Here is a 19,663-nt window from a genome sequence, read left to right as displayed (position 1 = left end):
CAACCAAAGCTGCCCGTAGCCCGAGTTCAGTTTACTTGAACTTGATCTGCGAAAGCTGCAGTTCGCTGTTGGTGCGGATTGTCGGCACGAAGTCCAGCCGCTCGTTGACACGACTGAATCCGACCATGTGGAATAGCATGACGTCCGCAATGATATCTTCGTGAAGGTAGCCGAACAACTCTTTCCACTTGGCGGCTCGCGCGTCACCGGTGGCAGCGGTCGCCTCGGCAATCATAGTATCAACCTTGGGATCGGTCAGGCCGGATTGCTGGCCCTCGGAGTGATACTTGAAATACATGGAGAACACTGGGTCACCGTTGGCATTGTCGTGTTGCGCCTCAATCAGCTCTGGGCCTCGGTTTTCCGGGAACGGCTTGGCATAGCGTTCAAGCCATTCAGCCACTTCCACCATTTCAAGCTTCATGTTGAAACCCACGTCTTGGTACATGCCCAGCAACGCTTCCATCGTCTCGAGCACGTTTCCGAAGTTATTGGTCCGTCCGATCAGCGTGATCTCGGTGTCAATCGGGACACCATCAGCCTTTGCCTCCTCCAGCAATGCGCGGGCGCGATCCGGATCGTAGGCGTAAGGCTTAAGATCAGCATCATAACCGATCGTAGACGGAGGTGTGATGCCGGTTGCCAGAAGCGTGCCATTGGCAAGGATGGTGCCAACGAAAGCTTCACGATCAACAGCTACGTTTAGGGCTTCGCGAACGCGACGATCATTAAGTGGTGCTTGTGCGTGCTCAATGCGAAGGAACACTGTTTCCGAGTTGGGATAGGAAAAATCCATCGCCGGATCAGTTGCATCCTGAAGTGCGATGCTTGGCGAAATGTCGGCCTCCCCCGCCGCGACCATGGCGGCACGAACGGCGCTGTCTGCACGGAACACGTAGGTCGCCGACTGGACGGTCGGCTTTTCACCCCAATAATTCGGGTTCGCAGACAGTTTTATATACTGACCACGGGCATACTCATCAAATGTGTAAGGCCCTGTTCCGATAGGCTGATCGACAAACTTGTCCAGCGGGGTATCAGACGGCGTCACCGTCACGGTAGACATCAGCATCGGCAAAATCGGCTGAGCCGGATCAGCGGTAACGTCAATCGTATGCGCGTCAATAATGTTAGAGGTGATGTCGATACCACCAAAGAATTTCGCACCTATTTCACATGCGATAGCCGGTGACTTCATGCGCACAAGTGAATGCGCGACGTCGTCCGCTTCCATCGCGGAGCCATCGCTGAACGTCACGCCTTTGCGCAAGGTGAAGCGCCATGTGCCGTTGCCCATGTCCTCCCAGCTTTCCGCAAGACGTGGTTCGAGGCCAGTCGCGGGGTCCATCTCAGTTACGGTTTCCGAGATGTTTTGAAATAGGACGCGGCCCACGTTGGATTTGGTGGCCGAGCATGGTTCGACAATCTCAAGTTCCTCCGACAACACGACGGTGACGGAATTGTCCTGGGCATAAGCCCCGAGCGCGGCTGTCGATGAAAACGCTGACGCTGCGATGAGGTAAGTAAATCGGTTCATTCTGTCCTCCCTAAATGATGTCGCAGCTACGCGCCTTCGTTCAAAAGGCTGGTTGGTGGCTCCGACTTCGTCTCACCAAACTTGATAAGTCGTCACAATTTGTAAATTCCAAATTTGGATAACTGTGATACAATATCTGTATCCACGAACCGAGATGGCGCGCTGAGGCAGGAGAAGTTCCATGGCCCAAGGGCAGTTTGAATACTTCCAGATGAGGTGCTTTGTTGCCGTTGCAGAAGAGTTGAGTTTTCGCCGCGCGGCGGATCGGTTGAACATGACGCAACCTCCCTTGTCGCGGCAAATCAAGATACTTGAGGAACGAGTGAATCTGCGACTTCTGGAACGGAGCAATCGACATGTCAGCCTCACCTCAGCCGGTGAAAGCTTCTACAAAAGTGCTGTCGATATAATTCAACGATCTGAACATGCTGTCCTTAATGCCCGTCAGGCTGAACGTGGTGATACCGGAAGCATCGCCTTAGGTTTTGTGCCTTCGGCGGCGTTCAGGTTCATGCCGCTTATCGCTCAACGCATGGCTGCGGAAATGCCCAAAGTGTCGCTCACTCCGATAGAAATGATGGGCTATGAGGTGATCGAGGCGCAGCGTTCCGGCCGGATCGATCTGGGGTTAACCCGGATGGAGAACCCAAGAGGTGATATCGAACGCACAAGGGTCATCCATGAACCGTTCGTTCTTGCCATCCCGAAGCGGCATCCCCTCGCTAAAAAAGTGGATCTCACGATCTCGGACTTTGATGGAGAGCCCTTTATCTCGTTCGCAAAAGACCGCGGCGGGTATCTCAAAGAGACACTCGACGCACTGTTTTATGCGTGCAATATCTTGCCAGATACGGTGCTGGGTGCCAGCCAGACACACGCGGTGATCAGTTTGGTGAATCACGGTCTCGGCTTCGCGCTCGTTCCCCGATCTGCGCAGGTCATTCAGATGGAAAACATAGTATATCGCGAGATCGAACTTCCCACACAGTTCCGTTCGGATATGTACTTGGTATCTAGGTCTGGACGGAATTCGGTTGTGCGTGATCGCGTAAAGCGCCTTATCATCGAAATTCTTGGACAGTTTCGAGAGGAGGATTAAGGGGGCGCTTAGGGCGTGCCAAATGCAGGATTTATATATTTTTCTATTTTATAACAGCTACTTAAGTAGACGTCTCCGACGACAACTGATCGCAACCTGGGAAAGCGAAACGCTTCGAAACTGCTGAAGCCGGGTTCGTTAAAGCGACGCGCCTTCAAAAACCCGCTTCCGTGCATTCAGCACATGAACGCGCATCGCCTCTCGCGCTGCGGGTGGGTCGCCCGCCACCAGCGCATCAAGGATCGCGTAATGCTCTTGTTGGACCAATGCTAAACGGTCCTTGGTTTTGGTCATCGACAAGCTGCGCGTTAAATTCATACCCGTCAGAATATTGGACTTCATCGAGCTTCGCGCAGCCAAGAAGTACTTGTTGTCAGAAGCGGTGCAGACTGCCTCGTGAAACGCCTCGTCTGCATCAACGCCAAGCTCCCCGGCCTGCACACAGCGGTCCAACTCGGCTAAGGCGGATCGCAAGCGCTTCAGATCGTTTTCATCGCGGCGTTGCGCGGCAATATAGGCAGCTTCCCCTTCGATGGCCGCCCGAAATTCGAATGTCCTCTGGATGTCCGCGATTGAGCCAATTGGCGCAAATTGCAGCATGACGCCTTCAGGTCGCCGCATGACGAATGACCCCGACCCTTGGCGCGAACTTATGACGCCATCCTCACGCAACTGCTTAAGCGCGCGGCGCAGGATCGGACGGGACACTTCCAGCTGCTGGCTCAACACCTCTTCGGAAGGCAATTTCGACCCAACGGCGAACTCGCCTCCGGCGATCATCGCCAAGACGCTTTCATATGCGGCATCCGAAAGTGTGCGATCGCCTGCTGTCCGGCTGTCACGGCTTTGCGCGCCGGGTCGAGGAGGCTTTTGGTTCGGTGATGTCATATCGTTTGCAGTTCCAACTCCAGCCAGAGCCAATTATCAATGGCAAGCATCCGTGCGTGCCGTAAATATTTAGCTTCGATCTTCGCCCCTGATACCCGTCGCAGAGTGTTAACAAAACCAGTCGCCTGACGCCAACATCCATCGGGCAACTGTCGTATGGCAAAATGACCCCACAGCGATCAACCAACATTCTCGCCTGAACCCGAAGAATGCACATTGCCAATCTGTAGCATCGTACGCGGGCTGTTTACAACTATTTACAAATCTTGCGGATTGTGAACAACTGATCGAATTGACCGATTCAAGTCTGCACCCCGCTTGCGGGTAACAAAGTTCTGGGAGGACTCTTGTGTTTCACTTTAAATCAATGAAGACCATCGCCATCACGGCCGTCTCGGCGGTTGCGATTTTGGCTACTCCGGTGTCTGCCGAAACCAAACTGCGCGGCGCGAGCCTGTTCGACGAAGATCACGCCTACACAAGAACTCTGCGCGAGTTTGAAAGGCTGGTCGGCGAAAAATATGATGGCGACGTCTCATTTGACATGAGCCTGAACGGCGAGTTGGGCGACGAAAGCGATTTCGTGACCTTCCTGCAGCAAGGCGTGGCGATCGATTACGCCATCATGGCCCCGTCGAACATGGCGACCTTCGCCCCGTCGATCCCGCTGATGGATATGCCGTTCCTGTTCCGCGATCTTGAGCATTGGGACACTGCACTCGCGAGCGGTGTGATGGCGCCTCTCGAAGCGGAGCTGCTTGCAAAAGCCAATATCCGCGTCATCGGATATGCCGGTGGCGGTGTACGGAACCTCGCCTCGGCTGAACCTATCGGCAATATGGACGAGCTGACCGGCCACAAAATGCGCGTCATGGGTGCCCCAATTCAGGCTCAGGTCTTTTCCGCGATCAAAGCCGCACCATCCGCTATCGCCTATAACGAAGTCTATAACGCGATCCAAACCGGCGTGATCGCTGGCTTTGAGAACGAAGCGGCGTCGATCCAGAACCTCAAGTTCTACGAAGTTGCTCCAAACATCACGCTCACACGCCATGCCATCACGGTGCGCCCGTTGGTCATGTCTGAAAGCTCGTTCAGCGCCCTACCCGCTGATCTGCAAGCAGCGGTTCTGGCCGCTGGTGCCGAAGCCGGTGCATTTGGACGTAAACTGGAAAGCACCCAGGACGGCGAAAAACTGCAAGAGATGGCTGACGCTGGCCAAATCAAAGTGCAGGAATTCGCTGGTCGCGACGAGCTGCTCAAACTCGTGATCCCGGTTCAAGACGCTTATGCTGCAGAGCTTGGCGCGACAGAATTGTTGGAAGCGATCCGCAGCAAGTAAGATACGGCCGACAAAGCTAACCATCGGCGTCATGATGGCGCCGGTGGATTTTTTACGGGGTGGGGAACATCATGATTGGACGTATGCTCGACCATTGCTGCAATGGTCTTAGAGTTCTGCTGGGTGTTCTCATCGCCGCACTCGCCATACCTGTCGGAATGCAGGTTCTGGCGCGATACACAGGGATCATACCGGTCTATCTTTGGACCGAAGAGCTTGCCACATTCATATTCGTCTGGGCCGTCATGATCGGTGCGATGATGGCAGTATGGGACGGGACACATTTCGATGTGCGCGTCATCCCCGACGCCACAAGTCCACTGATGATCCTGCTGCAAGACGGGTTCGTACTGGTTATGATCACGGCTTTCGCACTCATCTTTTTTTGGTACGGAATCGAGTATGCCAAGTTCGGCTACATTCAAAACTCGGTCATGATGCGTGCCAACATGCTGATCACCTACATTTCTGTTCCAATTGCGGGTGCGATGTGGACGCTGTTTGCCGGCTACAGGCTTTACGAGGCCGTCATGGTCTACAAAAACCGGACGGTGGCCGCTCAATGATTATTACAACCAGCCTGGCATGCGCTATTCTCTTTGGCGGCTTTATTTTTCTGGTCGCTATGCGCGTCCCCGTAGCCTTTGCACTGGCGATTGCGACGGTACCTATCGTGGTGTTGGAGTTGCGTCTGACCCCCTTCATTGTGCTGGATCGCATGTTCCAGTCCTACAACTCATTCATCCTGCTGGCCGTCCCTTTCTTTTTGCTCGCGGCAAACCTGATGAACTCGGGTAAGGTGACTGACAAGCTGATTGATCTGGCGCGGGTTCTGACCGGCTGGATGCCCGGCGGCCTTGGCCATGTAAACGTCGCGGTGTCGATGTTGTTTGCAGGTATCTCCGGCTCCTCGACAGCAGACGCTGCGGGTTGCGGTAAAATCCTGATCCCTGCGATGATCAACGAAGGCTACGACCGCCGCTTCGCCATCGCGATCACCGCCTGCTCCTCTGTGATGGGTGTGATTATCCCACCCTCGATCTTGATGATCGTCTGGGGCGGCGTGATGCAAACATCCGTCGGCGCGTTGTTTCTGGCCGGTGCCATTCCGGGGATCATGATCGGGTTGGCCCTGATGGCGACCGTCTATGGCTATGCCAAAGTATACGACTATCCGATCATTGGTCGGCCGACTCTCGCGGAGATCATTACAGCCTTCAAAGGCGCATTTCTTGCGATGTTGACCCCGATCCTCGTCATCGGCGGCATCGTGGGCGGCATCGTAACCCCGACGGAAAGCGCGATTATTGCCGCAGCGTATTCCTTGATCCTTGGCATGTTTGTGTATCGCACCGTTACGTTCAAAGACCTGGGCCACATCTTCTACGACACTGGTCGATTTGCGTCGATTTCACTGTTCGCGATTGGATCGGCCTCAGCGTTCGGATGGTTGCTCGCATTCTATCACGTGCCGCAATTGGTTGTGGACGCCATGACCAGCCTTGAGTTTGGCTCGTTCGGGACAGCTTTGGTGATCGCCGGATTGTTCTTGTTCTTTGGCCTGTTCATTGACGCCATTCCCACCATCATCATCTTGGGAACTGTTCTTTTGCCTGTCGCGACTGCAGCAGAAATTCATCCTATCGTCTTCGCGATCATCGGTATCGTGTCGCTTGCCTTCGGGCTCGTCACCCCGCCCTACGGGCTATGCCTGCTTATCTCCGCCTCCATCGGAGGAATGAACGTCGTACAAGTGATGCGCGAAGTGGTCATCATCTTGCTCCCGATGCTACTGATTTTGCTGTTGATCATCCTGTTCCCCGAGATATCCCTCTGGTTGCCGAAGGTTCTGATGCCAGATGCCGTCAAATAAGACTGACGCGATGGAAAGCCGCTCCCCCGACAAGCGCGACGCGACCGATTGGTCCAGATGGTTCTGGCAGGTCTTTCTGAAGGACTGGCTCGTTCGCGTGCAAGACGGGCAGTACGGCGTATTTGACGCGTTGGATGATACCGGCGCCCCTGACATCGCTGCGGGTAAGTCAGTCCTTGCACAGGCCCGCACGCTGTTCACGCTGTCTCATATCGCTCTCTTGTTCGGCGATCCGGAGATTGTGTCTGCCGCGCGCCGGCAAGTCGCGTTCTTGGACACATTCCGCAATGTGCGCGGGCTTTACCGGAACAGAACTCAGCGCGATGGCACGCCGACGGGGAAAGACGAGGACGACGTTGCGCGAAGCTATGATCAGACCTTCGTCATTCTGGGACTGGTGACATGGAACAATCTGTCGCCGTCGGACGAGGTGTCCAGACTCATCGATGACTGCTGGTCTGCGATCCAAACGCATCTAACCGACCCCGACACCGGGCTGTTGTTGAATGACGATACAGGCGAAATAAGTAACCCAGCCCAGAACCCGCACATGCATCTTTATGAAGCCTGCCTACAAGCCAACAGAATGACAGGCGATGCCCTTTGGCTCACCCGCGCGGCAGAGCTTCGAGGCTTGGGGTTACAGTATTTCATGGATCAAAGCAGCGGCTCCATCGCAGAGTTTCTAACGCCGGACCTGAGTCCCCTGCCCGGTGCAGACGGGCACCGCCGCGAAGTTGGTCATCAGTGCGAATGGGCTTGGTTACTGCTGGAAGAGGCCGACCTTGCTTCGACTCCAGCTCTGGCAGCGACCGCAATGCGCTTGTCCGACTTTGCGGACTCCCACGGCTTTGCGCAGGACGGCATCCTGAAGGGGGCCGCTTATTATGCCGTTTCAGATGAAGGCAAGGTGGCTGAAAACAGCTTCTTGCTGTGGCCGCAAACCGAAGCGATCAAGCTTCTGGCGCACCGATATATGGCGGGCGATCAAATCGCAGGAGACCGAGCGCGGGCGATGTTGTGCCTGATGTTTGAGCGCTGGTTTTCGGGGCGACCTAGCTACATCAATCAGCTGGGTTCAGACGGCCAAGTCCTTTGGCCAGCGGCGCTGACGCGACTGATGTATCATGTCGTCTTGGCCATGACCGAAGGCGCACGGGCCGGTTTGTGGGCTGGAAATACGAACTGCAAATAAACTGGAGTGCCGAGCATTCGCGCTTGCTAAAGCACCCACAGCACCAAAATCCGCTAAAACTCGCTACAATCCCCTTTCTTGAGTGAAGCAGCAATTCGATGGTTTGGTCGGAGCGGATTAAGCCGCTATTTTTTGCAGAACCAAAGTTCATGAAACGATCAGTGGCGACTGATCGCAAACGCCGGAGGGTTTTGCAGGCCGAAACACCGATAGAGATATTAATGTCCGCACTTCATCACGGCGGCAAGAAAGCCAAGAAGAGGGCGGAAAAATCATGTCGAACGAATAGATGGCTGCCCATGATCTTTGCTCAGGCCAATGTCTTTGTGGGCATAGCAAGATTGAGGTGTCAGGATCTCCTGAATTCGCTGTGTTGTGCTTTTGTCAGGATTGTCAGCGGATTTCCGGAGGGGGTCACCCGTATACAAAGCAACTTCGAAACTGCCCGACACCGTCTTTGTTTCGGTTGGGTTGCTGAACGATCAGGCCTTGTTTCGATCTCCTCATTTGGCGTTTGTTGAACGCTGCCAAAAATGGGATGCTCAGGGGCGCAGGCGTGTCGAACCGGAAGCTGAGGACAGGGATGAATGATGGACAACGATAAGACCGCTGGTCCGATAGGTGTGCTGTTCTGGATTGCGGGTGTTGTAGCCCTGATCTGGAATGGTCTTGGATGCATGAATTTCATCCAACAGCTCAGCCCATCAGGCCTCTCGGCATTGCCGCCAGAATATCAAGCCTACATTGAACTGCGCCCGACATGGGCGTTAGTCGCTTTTGCTGTGTCCGTCGGTGCTGGGCTCGTCGCCGCGATCCTGATGTTGATGAGGTTTAAGGGGGCAACGCCAGCTTTCGTCCTGTCTGGTGTCGGCGCACTTATTGTGACTGTATCGACCCTCAGCTCTGGTGTCACATCCGTCATCATCGGAAGCACCATGTCTGTCGTCTTTGCAGCCGCCTTCGCGTGGTACACGTCGCGAAAACTATCTTAAGAACACGGCGGGTAGAGTGTCAGCCGCCAGCAGTCCAAGCCAGCGCGGCATCACAAACGCTACCGAAGGCTTTTGACCATACCAACCTGCCCCAGTCGGTTTGTCGCGATAACGGCCGACAAAGGGTCCATGAAGCTTTGGAACTGCCTTGCTTCCATCGTTCGAAGTATTTGAATGATCCAACGGGGCTCCCAAAATCTGAAGTAGCAGATTTTGCCATCATCCAGCCGGACTTTGGTGAATTTTCGGAAGTGCTTGTACAGGTCGTCGAAACTCAGGCTCGACCGAAAGAACGCACCGGGCTCAAGGCGCCAAAGGTGCCACGGCACATCGCTTGATAAGAAAATGCTGCGGGTAAACTGGGATTTGGCGTCAAGCTGGACAAGCCATGGTGCGACATCACCCAGCTCTTCAAATGCCTCGCCTTTGAAAAGGCATGCATGCTTTAGACCCGAACCTGAAAGGATTTCTGGCAAGTACATCACACGCCCAGCATCCAGAACTGCGAATACTTCAGGGGAGTCGCCGTGCGATGTCTTGTTCGCTCCAAGCGCGGCATCGTTGGGCTGAGCTTCGTCTTCGACAAGCGGCTCGAAAAGAGCGGCGTATAACGGGCCGAGTGAGGTGAGGTCTCCGTCAAGGCTGTCGCTTTGGTTTAATGGTTCAATGCCATCAAACGTCTCGAACGCAAAATGCTCGTCAGCGCTAAAATGGGCGTCGTGTGTGTCGCCCTGCGGGCCAGAGGAGACCCAAACGTCATCGTGATTTTCATTGGGTTGCATGCATATTGTCCAGCAAATTGGGTTGCCAAATGAGGGCTAGTCAAAGCCAGTCATCGCAAGAATTGCAGAAAGTTTGGGTGCACTATTTTCGTATGGCTCAAACGCGGAGGCACTTTGCGACACCGCCTTAAGCGTCGCGTGTACAGACGCCAAATTTCCACCGGTTGGCAGCTGTAGCGCTGAATAGGCTCCCAAAGCCATAGCCTCGAGTTGCGAGACATTCCGAAGAAGTTGCGAGGCCCTTACCACTTCATCAACGGCCCGTTCCCCGCCAATGTCGAGTGCAAGGCGCGTCCGCAGTGCCAATGGCCAACCTGTGATCGCATCTAGTCCAAGGGGCGGCAAATCCTGCTTGATCATAAACGTGTGACGCCAAGCCCAAGCAGACAGGAACGGGTTGTTGGAATTACGCGCGTCAGGCAGTTGTTTGAGGATTTCCGGACTAGGGTTGGCCATCGCTGCTTCAGCGGGCAAACTCAACGCGTTCGCCCCTTCCACCGTATTCAGCCATTCGTCCAGCACAAGCACTGGGGTATCAAATTGACGATCGCCCTGTTCGGTCCAATTGGGCACAAACAACAGCTTTCCACCGGCGACAAACGGCGAATAGACATCCTCTGGGGAAAGCGCGCGTTTGTCCTCGTCCAAAGGATCGTACCAGCCAAAGTCGCCGGATTTTGTTTGCGCAGTGCCGCTAAGTCGGACCCATCGGCCAGATTTGATTAAGGATAAACGTGCGTCATCCGGAACGGATAGCGCGCCTGTTTCCGCTGAAATCGATCCTCCCGGTAAGGTCGCCGACCCGCTGTCTCCGGCAGGCTCAATGCGCGCCAAAATCCAACCGGCGTCTGAATTATACACGCCACGTTCCCAGCGGGCGATGTCGTGCAGCGCGCGAAGTTCGTAGTTCATCGACATCTCCAATAGTGGGTCAAGAATAAAGTCCAACTTCGTGTCCTCCTCCTGAACAGCGCGGTCACTTCGTGACAGTGATTGAACCGTTCCCGGTTGTTGTCGTGTTGGCAGGGTCCCTTGCGGCGTCGTTTATAAAGGGCGCTGTTGTGACGGCAGTCGTCGCGGGCGCGGTGGCGGCTCCTACGGTGGCACGTTGAGTACCAGTCGCGGCAGTGGATACATTCAAAGACCACGGGCGTTCTCGAAGCGTGCAGACGTCATTGGTTGTTGTGTTGAATATAACAGACCATGAGATGAATGAGTCATTCATCGTGATCAGCGATAACGTGTAATTGGCCCGACCGAGCACAGCGCCCGCCCCGCTGGTTACATCTAACACAAAGTTCGTCGTAGCCGAGCGGCTGGGTGTGTCGAATGTTGTTGCCGTCCCGCCTCCCGTGCAACCGATTGGTTTCCTGAGTGAATTTGGATCCAACATCGACGCAATACCGGGCCGGTCATAAACCGGTGAAGCGTTAGTTTCACTGTCATTGATTTGCGTAGAGACGCTCAGGGTAGATACAATTCGACTTGGAATATTTGCGGTGGTGCCGGCCGGAACGCCCGAATTCCATGTCACAGTCGGTGAGTCCCAACCCTTTGTACGGGTCGTTGACATCAGGTTTTGCAAAAGGCCGACACGAAGGTCGGAGATCTGCGGCGCACTACAATCCACGCCGCTGGGCCTGATGCGGGCTGACATCTCATAGGTGACCGCGCGGCCGCTTGCGACGGACAACGTCGTGACCGCGGTCCCGCTGCGAACCTCAGTCCCAACGACGTAGTTGCCGGGCGACGCGATGTCCATTTTGGGTTGGTCGAAATGCACCACCGTTACGGTCTTTGATCCGACCACCGGACCGTCTGCCGCCAAGCAATGCGCCTCGATCACCGCGTCGTTCATTGCAGCGCTGCCCGTCTCGCCCGATATTTCGAAGGCAACCCAGTTCCCATCGTCCGGCACGGTCAGAATACGTGTTGTGTCCGCGGCCCCTGCAAAGCGCAGCCGTCCGTCGGGGTTTGTGAGAACAATCGTGTGGTTGCTGCCAGCGCTGGTGGATTTGATGCGGCACTGTACCCGTGACCTCCGGGTTGGCCGCTCGCATTTAACAACCACCAGATCATCGTCGGTAGTTGAAGTGTTGTTGATCTCGATTTCGACCGATGGACAGTTGTGCCCGCAGGTCGCACAAGGCTCATCGTTCGGCGTGTTGTCTCCCGAATTCTGATCGGGGGACGTGGTTGCGCCACGGCAGCTCATGCACTTGCATCCTCAGCGAAGTAAGCAAGTACATGGTCGAGCCATATCAGCGCCTTTCGCTCCAACTTGTCGGCCCTGGCGTCGGGATTGCCGAGCTGGTCGTTTGTCAGAGTACGATGGATCCACGGGTACAATGGATCGGTGTCACAGCGATGCCCGAAGGCATATATCAGCGTAACCATTAGCATTTGACCGCGCAGAGCCCCGATCCCGTATCGCGTTGCAGTCTCTATGCCATGCGCGATCAAACCCTGCAGAGCGGGCGGATCGATACTTGCAGCTTTTTCGGGATAGATTTCTGTGAGGGAGGCGCTCGCAACTCTATAAAAATTACTGGGTGTAAGTTCAGGCAAAGCCTCAACACTGGGCCTGATCCGCCCAAGCGCCGCGAGGGTTAACGCGTCCTGCTCACCTCCAACTGAGGATCGATACGCCAACGTTTGGTAATACAGATTCTTGGCCCGTTGCATCTGCGCGACCTCACGATCACCAAGGGCCTCTCTTACCCAAGGATACTGGGGATCAGTGTCAAAATCGCTACCAAAAAGGAGCGCATTCTCCAACCAGAGCCGGGTTGGTCCCCGCTGATCGAACCCTTGCGACTTGGCTCGGTACATACCGTATTGAATGACCGTCAACAATTCTGCGTCGGAAAGACTCTTGCAAAGGGGCGGCGAAAACTCACGCAAATGTTCAGCCATTGAACCTTCAAAAACCCTGACACTTTCAGAGCGCAACTGTTCCATCTGAAGATTAGAAAAAGAAATCATTTCAATTAGATCCACTTTCTAAATAGCCGTGCATAGTCGCAATGGCGACCAAAGCAATTAAGAAAAACTATAGTTCTAAAAAAATATATTATTGAGAGATCATACGCCAATGCAGCTAGACTTCCTAATAACTTTTATTGCCTCGTATTTTCATAAGCTTACGAAAATGATGTAGCCAAGAGTGCTTGGACAGCACCGCAGCTACCGCGATCAACAGATCGAAAAGGAAAAACAGGCGAGGGCAGGAACTTCAGTTGCCGTTGATATGCCAGCGCTTGGGTTGCATGGCAGTGCCAAAGATATTCAACTGCCGTTCTCGCAATCCACGGCATCTATAGAACTCTAGACGACCGCTTGGCGGACAAAGCGCGCTTTCGCTGCGTCTGCGCCAATGACGGCTTAGGCTATGCAGTGAAACGTGTTAGGGTCGCAATTCACAAATTGGAAAAATTAATTGTCATGAATAGCGATAAGAAAATTTCCGCCCACTATCACCACGGAAACCTGCTGACCGCGATTCAGGCAGGCCTCGAAAGACAGGGTATTAAACCTGAAAATGCCAGTGTTGAGGATCTTGGCCCAGTAGATGAATTTCACATTGGTGGTCGGGCAGCGAGCATTCATTTCCTAGATCAGCTAAAGATATCGCCGTCCCAAACCATACTCGATATCGGCTGCGGCTTGGGAGGTTCGGCGCGTTTTGCTGCGAAAACTTACGGAGCAAGGATTGCTGGAATTGATCTGACACCTGAATACGTTGAGGTTGGACAGCAGCTTTGCGATTGGGTCGGCCTGTCGGATAGCATTAAGCTCCGACAAGGTAGCGCACTTTCGCTTCCTTTTGAGGACGCAAGTTTTGACGGCGCATTCATGATGCATGTCGGTATGAACATCGAAGACAAGCATACTCTGATTTCTGAGGTTTCCCGTGTTCTGAAATCCGGTGCAAAGTTTGGTATTTACGATATTATGAAGGGCAATGACGAAGAGCTTGTTTACCCTGTTCCTTGGGCAACTACTTCTGAAACAAGCTGGGTTGCGGAGCCTAAAGACTATCGAATGGCATTGGAAGCCAATGGGTTTGTCGTCGCTGAGGATAACAATCGCCACGACTTTGCTATGGAGTTCTTCAAGAAAATGAAGGCCGAAAGCGAAGCTGCTGGAGGACCACCCCCTTTGGGTTTGCATGTCCTTATGCAGCACAGCACCGCAGAAAAAATTCCAAATATGGTAGCAAATTTGGCTGCAGGGCGCATCTCACCTATCGAAATAATTGCGATTAAAGACCCGTAGAACTTTGGGCTCTAGCGTTCATATGAAACCGGTTGGATTAACGTTGACGCCTAGAAACTAGAAAACAGACCTCCATGCAGTGCGCAGCATCCAGTAGCCTTGGACTCAAAAGCCGGCCAATGACCGTTAAAACCGCCCGATCCGACGGCTCATGCGCACGGCCTGCTTGGCGCGTTTGGCGTTCTTTCCTGCGGCTTGGCGTTGCTCGGAGGTCAGCTCCTTACCGCCCTGCCCTCGCTTGGCTGCCACGTCGATCCCTTTATTGATCCCCATATTGACCAAGCGGCGCATCACCATGCGGGTCACCATATTGATAATCTGGTTCATCTCGCCTCTCCTGTCCTGCCCTTTGATATATAGGGCTTAATCCTCGAAAAGCTCGTTCTGGCCTTCCGGGCTTTCATCATCCTCGTCGTCTTCGTCGCTGCTCATCATCGCGCCAGGCAGCGGGCGGTTGTCCAGCAATCCGGCCGAGCGGAGTTCCTTGATCCCTGGCAGGTCGCGGGCATTTTCCAAGCCGAAATGGTCAAGAAAGTTCTGCGTGACCACAAAGGTCACTGGTCGGCCGGGTGTCATGCGTCTTCGGCCGAACCGGATCCACTCCATCTCGATCAGTTGGTCCACGGTGCCACGGGACACCGACACCCCGCGGATTTCCTCAATCTCGGTGCGGGTGACGGGCTGATGGTACGCCACAATCGCCAAGGTTTCTATCGCCGCACGCGACAGCTTGCGCGTCTCGACGGTTTCCTTTTGCATCAGGAAGCCCAAATCGCCCGCTGTGCGCATCGCCCACGCATCTCCGACCCGCACCAGATGCACGCCACGCCCGTCATAGCGTTTCTTAAGGTAGACCAGTGCCTCCGCAGGGTCGGAGCCGTGGGGCATCCTGTCGGACAGCTCCTTGATCGTCACAGGCTCGATCGAAGCAAAGAGAATGGCTTCCACCATCCGTTCCTGTTCGGCCATTGGCGGAGCCTCAAACAGGCTTTCTTCTTTTTGCTCAGACATTTACCTGTCCCTCTTACGTATCTGTATCGGCGCGAAAGCATCGCCCTGCCTCAGCTCAAGCTGACCCTGTTTGACCATCTCAAGCGAGGCCGCGAACGTCGCCGCCGTGGCGGAGCGGCGTTTGGCGGGGTCTGTTTCCCACCCCTCCGGCAGCCACGAGGTCAGGTCCGACCAATCCCCCGCATAACCGATCAGGCTGCGCATCCGGTCCAAGGCCTGCTCCATAGTGAACACCTTTTCGCGGTCCATCACGAACGGGCGGAACTCGTCCTTGGTTTTGATCCGCGCATAGCCCTGCATTAGGTCCAAAAGCGTGGCGGTATAGGTGACTTTGCGCACGCGGGTGACATCTTCGGGCAAGCCACGGGCAAAGAAATCACGCCCTAGCTGGTCGCGTGCCATCAGTTTGGCGGATGCCTCGCGCATCGCGCTCAATCGTTCCAACTGGAACGCCAGATGCGCGGCCAGCTCTTCGCCGGATGGGCCGTCTTCGGTCGGATCAGGTGGCAACAGCAGACGTGATTTCAAGAAAGCGAGCCATGCCGCCATCACAAGGTAGTCCGCCGCCAATTCAAGCCGCAGCGCCTTGGCCTGCTCGATAAAGATCAGATACTGCTCTGCCAGTTGCAGGATCGAGACTTTGCGCAGGTCAACTTTCTGGGTCCGCGACAGGGTCAGCAACAGGTCCAGCGGACCTTCAAAACCATCGACATCGACGATCAACGCTTCAGCGGCCAAGCGCGCCTCTACGGTGCCCTCGTCCCACTCGCTGTCTGTCTGATCCTGATCGCTCATACGCTACCCTGCAACTAGGGTGCGAAACTCCGCTTCGAGCGCCGAAATGTCAATATCTGTTGGGGTTTTGCGGTGTGACAGGGCATGCGCGGCCCGCTCTTTCATGGCGGCTGTCATCGGCCCGCAAATATCTGCGATCTCGGTCATCTCGTCCATCCTGCCATTGCAATGCAGCGCAATATCGCAGCCCGCGTCCAGTGACGCCCGCGCACGTTCGGCCACCGTGCCAGACAAGGCTTCCATCGAGATATCGTCGGTCATGATCAGATTGTCGAACCCGATATCCTCGCGGATCATTTTCATCGCCCGTGGCGAGGTCGTCGCAGGCAGATCATCAATGCAAGGAAAAACAATATGCGCCGTCATACCCATCGCCATATGGGTCAACTGCTTGAACGGGGCGAAATCCAGCGCGTCCAGTTCGCTGCGCGGCACGTCTACCGTCGGCAGGTCCTTGTGTCCGTCCACAATCGCACGGCCATACCCCGGGATATGTTTGAGGACAGGCAGCACTCCGCCATCCAGCAGCCCCTGCTCGGCCGCGAGACACATCTGAACCACCGTATCCACGTCAGAGCCGTAGCAGCGGTTGCGCAGCACAGGATGGCTTTCGGGCCAGATCACATCCGCAAGGGGCGCACAATTCACATCAATGCCGACTTCCAACAGCTCTTCCGCAATCATCCGGTTGCGCAGATACATCGCCCGCTTCGCATTGACCCCAGCCATTTCCATTTGATCCAGCGCTGGCGGATATTCCCGCCAATGCGGCGCGCGCATCCGCTGAACGCGCCCGCCTTCTTGATCAATCAGGATTGGCGCATCCCACCCCACGCTTGCCCTCAAATCCGCAGTCAGCGCGGATAATTGAGCGCGATCTTCGACATTTCGGGCAAAAAGGATGAATCCCCAAGGCTGAGAACTTGCAAAAAACCGACGTTCCGCCTCGGAGAGCTTGAGCCCTTCGCAACCGAAAATATATGCACCTGAGGGCATTGCGAAGACCTCTTAAAGTAAGCCCGTCTTGCGCGGTTGCACAATCCGAACATGCAGCCCTTTAGCGGGCCAAAACAGGGATACAGGCGGCTTTTCCGGCGACTAGGACCGCACAAAAGCGCCGCGAGGCGTTCAAATCCTCAAATCCGACGGCGCGCAGGCGGTAAAACTTGCGCCCGCCAGAGGTCGCCTCTTGGATCACCCGCGACTTGCCATCGATATAATCTTCGAACCGAACGGCGATTTTTTCCCATTCTGCGCGTGCTGTTTCGGCGTCATCAAACGCCCCCAACTGCACCAAGCGCGTGCCTGAGGCGATCGTATTCGGATCAATCTCTTGCACCGTGTCGCCGCCAACCGCAGCCGAGGCAGACGCCACAGCAGCCTGCGCCTGCAACGCAGCCAAATCGATTTGCGGCTTCCGCGCTGGCACCGGAGAGCGCGAGACACCCGGAATTTTGGGATCAAGGATCGGGCGGGCAAGGTTCATCGCCACTTGCTCTTCGGCCGGGCTGGTGTCGTCCAGCGGCTCTACGCCGTCGGCCAAACGGTCAGCCAACGCCAGCGCTTGCTCGACTGCGTCGTCGGTATTGATCTCTTGGGTCAGCGACACCATCGTGCCAACGGCCTCTTCAACTACACCTTCGGCATCCACTTCGATCTCGTTCGTGGACGGAACAATCGCGTCTTCCTGCGTCAGGTCGATCGGTGCAGGGGCAAGAATAACTTGCGGCGTCGGCCCTTCGGCCTCGCCTTCGGATTGGACAGAATTCACTGCAAGACCAGTATGTTGCGCAAGCTGGCCACCCGGGTCGGTGGGCTGCACACGGGCGGGGCCTTCAAGCGCGCGGATCACTGGCACATCGGTGACGTCGCGTGTGGTCAGCTGGTAACCCCAGACCGCCAACCCAAGCACCAACACCACGGAGCTGCCTGCGCCCACAAGGTTCATCAAACGGGAGAATGACCCTTGCTGCGGGGTCCCTGACGCATCAAATGCGCCGAATTCCAGATCTGCCATACTCGCCTCTCTGCCCCCGAATTGGTTTCGGGTGGTCTGTCTTTAAGCCTGCTCGTGGCTCCTAGACCGGGCGCGGATCATTAGACGTCAGCGCATCTCTTCGGCAGGAGCTACGCCTAGAATACCAAGACCTGAGGAAATAACAATCGCCGTGGCACGCGCGAGGGCAATTTTTGGCAAACTCGCGCCTTCACTGTCTTGCATAAAGCGCAAGTCCGGCACTTCGTTGCCGCGGTTCCACAGCGCGTGCAGCTCTCCGGCCAGCTCATAAAGATAAAATGCAATACGGTGCGGCTCGTTCGTGCGTCCGGCGATTTCCACCAAACGCGGCCATTCTGCTAGCTTGGTGACCAGCTTCAGTTCTGCCTCGTGTGTGTTGCCCGACAGATCGGCTTTGAGCAAAGTCGCGTCGGACACGTCCCAGCCTTCTGCCTGCGCCTTACGCAGCACGGAACAGATCCGCGCATGGGCATATTGCACATAGAAAACAGGGTTATCCTTCGACTGTTCCAGCACTTTGGCAAAGTCGAAATCCAGCGGCGCATCTTGCTTGCGCGTCAGCATGACAAAGCGCGTCACGTCAGGGCCGACAAGGTCGACCACGTCGCGCAAGGTCACGAATGTCCCTGCCCGCTTGGACATCTTGAACGGCTCGCCGTTTTTGAACAGACGCACCAGTTGCGTCAGCTTGATGTCTAGTGACACCTTCCCGTCAGACAATGCCGAGACAGCCGCCTTCATACGCTTCACATAGCCGCCGTGATCGGCACCGAAGACGTCGATCAACTCGTCAAAGCCGCGCTGAATTTTGTCGTAGTGATAGGCGATATCAGGGGCAAAATAAGTCCACGCCCCGTCCGACTTCTGGATCGGACGATCCACATCGTCGCCATGCGCGGTTGAGCGGAACAGCGTCTGCTCACGCGGCTCCCAATCCTCAGGCACTTTGCCCTTCGGCGGCTCCAGAGTTCCGCGATAAATCAAGTCCTTACTCTTGAGGTCCGCGATCGCCGCCTCAATCTGGCCGGTGCCATAGAGCGACTTTTCGGAATAGAACTTGTCCATCTCGACGCCTAAGGCTGCCAGATCGGCGCGGATCAGATCCATCATCGCGTCGGTGGCGTAGTCGCGCACCTCTTCCAGCCAGACCTGCTCGCCCTTGCCGACATAGGCGTCGCCGACTTTGGCCTTTAACGCCTCACCCACTGCCACCAAATAGTCGCCGGGATAGGTGCCATCCTCGAAAGCAACCTCTTGGCCGTGGGCTTCAAGGTAGCGCAGATAGACAGAACGCGCCAAAACGTCGACCTGCGCCCCGCCGTCATTGATGTAATACTCACGCGTTACGTCATAGCCCGCGTAATCCAGCAACGACGCCAGCGCGTCGCCGAACACCGCGCCGCGGGTGTGCCCAACATGCAAAGGCCCGGTGGGGTTGGCGGAGACGTATTCCACGTTCACCTTCCGGCCCGCACCCATGCCGGAGCGCCCGAACGCCTCGCCATTCGACAGGGCTGCCGCCACGACGCCGGCCCAAACACCTGTTTCCAATCTCAAATTCAAAAACCCGGGGCCTGCAACCTCGGCCAGTGCCACACGGTCGTCGGCCATGAGCTTGCCCGCTAGAACTTCCGCAATCTCGCGTGGGTTCTTCTTGGCGGGCTTGGCCAACACCATCGCCGCGTTGGTTGCCATGTCGCCATGGGCTGCGTCACGAGGGGGCTCAACCGCCACATTTGCGAAGTCCAAACCCTCGGGCAGCGCGCCCTCGGAGACCATCGCCTCAAGTGATGTGATTACAACTGCGCGAATGTCAGAAAACAGGTTCATCGTCTTACCTCATTAGTCTTGCGC

20 protein-coding genes are annotated in these 19,663 nt (G+C 55.6%); 8 read left to right on the top strand and 12 right to left on the bottom strand.

Annotation, left to right across the window (positions count from 1 at the left end; genetic code table 11):
- Positions 1 to 31: 31 nt before the first annotated feature.
- Positions 32 to 1,537 (bottom strand): ABC transporter substrate-binding protein, encoded by a 1,506-nt coding sequence (locus BM352_RS09065; RefSeq protein ID WP_090215678.1) that lies wholly within the window; start codon positions 1,535 to 1,537, stop codon positions 32 to 34.
- A gap of 181 nt (positions 1,538 to 1,718) precedes the next feature.
- Between BM352_RS09065 and BM352_RS09060 the strand changes: the two genes are divergently transcribed.
- Positions 1,719 to 2,636: a LysR family transcriptional regulator gene (locus tag BM352_RS09060; RefSeq protein WP_090215674.1), complete on the top strand. Its 918-nt coding sequence runs from the start codon at positions 1,719 to 1,721 to the stop codon at positions 2,634 to 2,636.
- A 138-nt stretch (positions 2,637 to 2,774) separates the two neighbouring features.
- Here the strand turns inward: BM352_RS09060 and BM352_RS09055 are convergent, their stop codons facing one another.
- Positions 2,775 to 3,524 (bottom strand): FadR/GntR family transcriptional regulator, encoded by a 750-nt coding sequence (locus BM352_RS09055; protein WP_090215671.1) that lies wholly within the window; start codon positions 3,522 to 3,524, stop codon positions 2,775 to 2,777.
- 367 nt (positions 3,525 to 3,891) lie between these two features.
- On the opposite strand from BM352_RS09055, the gene BM352_RS09050 reads away from it, so the two are divergent.
- The 6 genes from BM352_RS09050 to BM352_RS09030 all read left to right on the top strand — a co-directional run bounded on the left by BM352_RS09050 (position 3,892) and on the right by BM352_RS09030 (position 8,926).
- Complete coding sequence (locus tag BM352_RS09050) at positions 3,892 to 4,866, top strand: TRAP transporter substrate-binding protein (protein ID WP_090215668.1); 975 nt, start codon at positions 3,892 to 3,894, stop codon at positions 4,864 to 4,866.
- A 71-nt stretch (positions 4,867 to 4,937) separates the two neighbouring features.
- Positions 4,938 to 5,432: a TRAP transporter small permease gene (locus BM352_RS09045; RefSeq protein ID WP_090215663.1), complete on the top strand. Its 495-nt coding sequence runs from the start codon at positions 4,938 to 4,940 to the stop codon at positions 5,430 to 5,432.
- Positions 5,429 to 6,739 carry a TRAP transporter large permease gene (locus BM352_RS09040; RefSeq protein WP_090215660.1) on the top strand — a complete coding sequence of 437 codons (1,311 nt, stop codon included), beginning with the start codon at positions 5,429 to 5,431 and terminating at the stop codon, positions 6,737 to 6,739. The genes BM352_RS09045 and BM352_RS09040 overlap by 4 nt, the downstream gene beginning before the upstream one ends.
- Complete coding sequence (locus tag BM352_RS09035) at positions 6,726 to 7,934, top strand: AGE family epimerase/isomerase (protein ID WP_090215655.1); 1,209 nt, start codon at positions 6,726 to 6,728, stop codon at positions 7,932 to 7,934. The genes BM352_RS09040 and BM352_RS09035 overlap by 14 nt, the downstream gene beginning before the upstream one ends.
- Before the next feature lie 289 nt (positions 7,935 to 8,223).
- On the top strand, positions 8,224 to 8,412 hold the full coding sequence (locus BM352_RS19320; protein WP_483869212.1) for a GFA family protein: 189 nt from the start codon (positions 8,224 to 8,226) through the stop codon (positions 8,410 to 8,412).
- 109 nt (positions 8,413 to 8,521) lie between these two features.
- The gene (locus tag BM352_RS09030; RefSeq protein WP_090215652.1) at positions 8,522 to 8,926 is read left to right on the top strand and encodes a hypothetical protein; all 405 of its coding nucleotides are present in this window, start codon (positions 8,522 to 8,524) and stop codon (positions 8,924 to 8,926) included.
- Between the two features lie 59 nt (positions 8,927 to 8,985).
- Here the strand turns inward: BM352_RS09030 and BM352_RS09025 are convergent, their stop codons facing one another.
- The 4 genes from BM352_RS09025 to BM352_RS09010 form a co-directional block, all read right to left on the bottom strand.
- Positions 8,986 to 9,708, bottom strand: a complete 723-nt coding sequence (locus BM352_RS09025; RefSeq protein WP_090215648.1) for a DUF4123 domain-containing protein — start codon at positions 9,706 to 9,708, stop codon at positions 8,986 to 8,988.
- Between the two features lie 36 nt (positions 9,709 to 9,744).
- Positions 9,745 to 10,620, bottom strand: a complete 876-nt coding sequence (locus BM352_RS09020; RefSeq protein ID WP_139229812.1) for a hypothetical protein — start codon at positions 10,618 to 10,620, stop codon at positions 9,745 to 9,747.
- A gap of 64 nt (positions 10,621 to 10,684) precedes the next feature.
- Positions 10,685 to 11,923 (bottom strand): hypothetical protein, encoded by a 1,239-nt coding sequence (locus BM352_RS09015; RefSeq protein ID WP_090215639.1) that lies wholly within the window; start codon positions 11,921 to 11,923, stop codon positions 10,685 to 10,687.
- Positions 11,920 to 12,708: a hypothetical protein gene (locus tag BM352_RS09010; RefSeq protein WP_139229811.1), complete on the bottom strand. Its 789-nt coding sequence runs from the start codon at positions 12,706 to 12,708 to the stop codon at positions 11,920 to 11,922. Before BM352_RS09010 ends, BM352_RS09015 begins: the two co-directional genes overlap by 4 nt.
- 426 nt (positions 12,709 to 13,134) lie before the next feature.
- Between BM352_RS09010 and BM352_RS09005 the strand changes: the two genes are divergently transcribed.
- The gene (locus tag BM352_RS09005; protein WP_217642991.1) at positions 13,135 to 13,986 is read left to right on the top strand and encodes a class I SAM-dependent methyltransferase; all 852 of its coding nucleotides are present in this window, start codon (positions 13,135 to 13,137) and stop codon (positions 13,984 to 13,986) included.
- Between the two features lie 126 nt (positions 13,987 to 14,112).
- Here the strand turns inward: BM352_RS09005 and BM352_RS09000 are convergent, their stop codons facing one another.
- From BM352_RS09000 to argS, 6 genes are all read right to left on the bottom strand, one after another.
- A complete protein-coding gene (locus BM352_RS09000) occupies positions 14,113 to 14,313 on the bottom strand; it encodes a hypothetical protein (RefSeq protein WP_090215629.1) in 201 nt (66 codons plus the stop codon).
- Positions 14,314 to 14,349: 36 nt separating this feature from the next.
- Entirely contained in the window at positions 14,350 to 14,997 is a 648-nt protein-coding gene (gene scpB / locus BM352_RS08995; RefSeq protein ID WP_090215625.1) for an SMC-Scp complex subunit ScpB, read from the bottom strand.
- The gene (locus tag BM352_RS08990) at positions 14,998 to 15,792 is read right to left on the bottom strand and encodes a segregation and condensation protein A (protein ID WP_090215621.1); all 795 of its coding nucleotides are present in this window, start codon (positions 15,790 to 15,792) and stop codon (positions 14,998 to 15,000) included. It abuts the gene before it with no gap.
- A 3-nt stretch (positions 15,793 to 15,795) separates the two neighbouring features.
- Entirely contained in the window at positions 15,796 to 16,788 is a 993-nt protein-coding gene (gene nagZ, locus BM352_RS08985) for a beta-N-acetylhexosaminidase (RefSeq protein ID WP_090215617.1), read from the bottom strand.
- 61 nt (positions 16,789 to 16,849) lie between these two features.
- Positions 16,850 to 17,809, bottom strand: a complete 960-nt coding sequence (locus BM352_RS08980; RefSeq protein ID WP_090215614.1) for an SPOR domain-containing protein — start codon at positions 17,807 to 17,809, stop codon at positions 16,850 to 16,852.
- 87 nt (positions 17,810 to 17,896) lie between these two features.
- Positions 17,897 to 19,639, bottom strand: coding sequence for an arginine--tRNA ligase (gene argS, locus BM352_RS08975; RefSeq protein ID WP_090215609.1), 1,743 nt, complete (start codon positions 19,637 to 19,639; stop codon positions 17,897 to 17,899).
- Positions 19,640 to 19,663 lie beyond the last annotated feature (24 nt).

The organism is Litoreibacter janthinus, assembly GCF_900111945.1.
Classification (GTDB): Bacteria; Pseudomonadota; Alphaproteobacteria; order Rhodobacterales; family Rhodobacteraceae; genus Litoreibacter; species Litoreibacter janthinus.
The sequence above is the reverse complement of the archived record's forward strand: the minus strand, read 5'-3'. Positions and strand labels throughout refer to the sequence as shown.

Coding starts and splice junctions, on each gene's coding strand:
- BM352_RS09065 (WP_090215678.1), bottom strand. CDS start 1,537: ATGAACCGATTTACTTACCTCATCGCAGCGTCAGCGTTTTCATCGACA.
- BM352_RS09060 (WP_090215674.1), top strand. CDS start 1,719: ATGGCCCAAGGGCAGTTTGAATACTTCCAGATGAGGTGCTTTGTTGCC.
- BM352_RS09055 (WP_090215671.1), bottom strand. CDS start 3,524: ATGACATCACCGAACCAAAAGCCTCCTCGACCCGGCGCGCAAAGCCGT.
- BM352_RS09050 (WP_090215668.1), top strand. CDS start 3,892: ATGAAGACCATCGCCATCACGGCCGTCTCGGCGGTTGCGATTTTGGCT.
- BM352_RS09045 (WP_090215663.1), top strand. CDS start 4,938: ATGATTGGACGTATGCTCGACCATTGCTGCAATGGTCTTAGAGTTCTG.
- BM352_RS09040 (WP_090215660.1), top strand. CDS start 5,429: ATGATTATTACAACCAGCCTGGCATGCGCTATTCTCTTTGGCGGCTTT.
- BM352_RS09035 (WP_090215655.1), top strand. CDS start 6,726: ATGCCGTCAAATAAGACTGACGCGATGGAAAGCCGCTCCCCCGACAAG.
- BM352_RS19320 (WP_483869212.1), top strand. CDS start 8,224: ATGGCTGCCCATGATCTTTGCTCAGGCCAATGTCTTTGTGGGCATAGC.
- BM352_RS09030 (WP_090215652.1), top strand. CDS start 8,522: ATGATGGACAACGATAAGACCGCTGGTCCGATAGGTGTGCTGTTCTGG.
- BM352_RS09025 (WP_090215648.1), bottom strand. CDS start 9,708: ATGCAACCCAATGAAAATCACGATGACGTTTGGGTCTCCTCTGGCCCG.
- BM352_RS09020 (WP_139229812.1), bottom strand. CDS start 10,620: ATGAACTACGAACTTCGCGCGCTGCACGACATCGCCCGCTGGGAACGT.
- BM352_RS09015 (WP_090215639.1), bottom strand. CDS start 11,923: ATGAGCTGCCGTGGCGCAACCACGTCCCCCGATCAGAATTCGGGAGAC.
- BM352_RS09000 (WP_090215629.1), bottom strand. CDS start 14,313: ATGAACCAGATTATCAATATGGTGACCCGCATGGTGATGCGCCGCTTG.
- scpB (WP_090215625.1), bottom strand. CDS start 14,997: ATGTCTGAGCAAAAAGAAGAAAGCCTGTTTGAGGCTCCGCCAATGGCC.
- BM352_RS08990 (WP_090215621.1), bottom strand. CDS start 15,792: ATGAGCGATCAGGATCAGACAGACAGCGAGTGGGACGAGGGCACCGTA.
- nagZ (WP_090215617.1), bottom strand. CDS start 16,788: ATGCCCTCAGGTGCATATATTTTCGGTTGCGAAGGGCTCAAGCTCTCC.
- BM352_RS08980 (WP_090215614.1), bottom strand. CDS start 17,809: ATGGCAGATCTGGAATTCGGCGCATTTGATGCGTCAGGGACCCCGCAG.
- argS (WP_090215609.1), bottom strand. CDS start 19,639: ATGAACCTGTTTTCTGACATTCGCGCAGTTGTAATCACATCACTTGAG.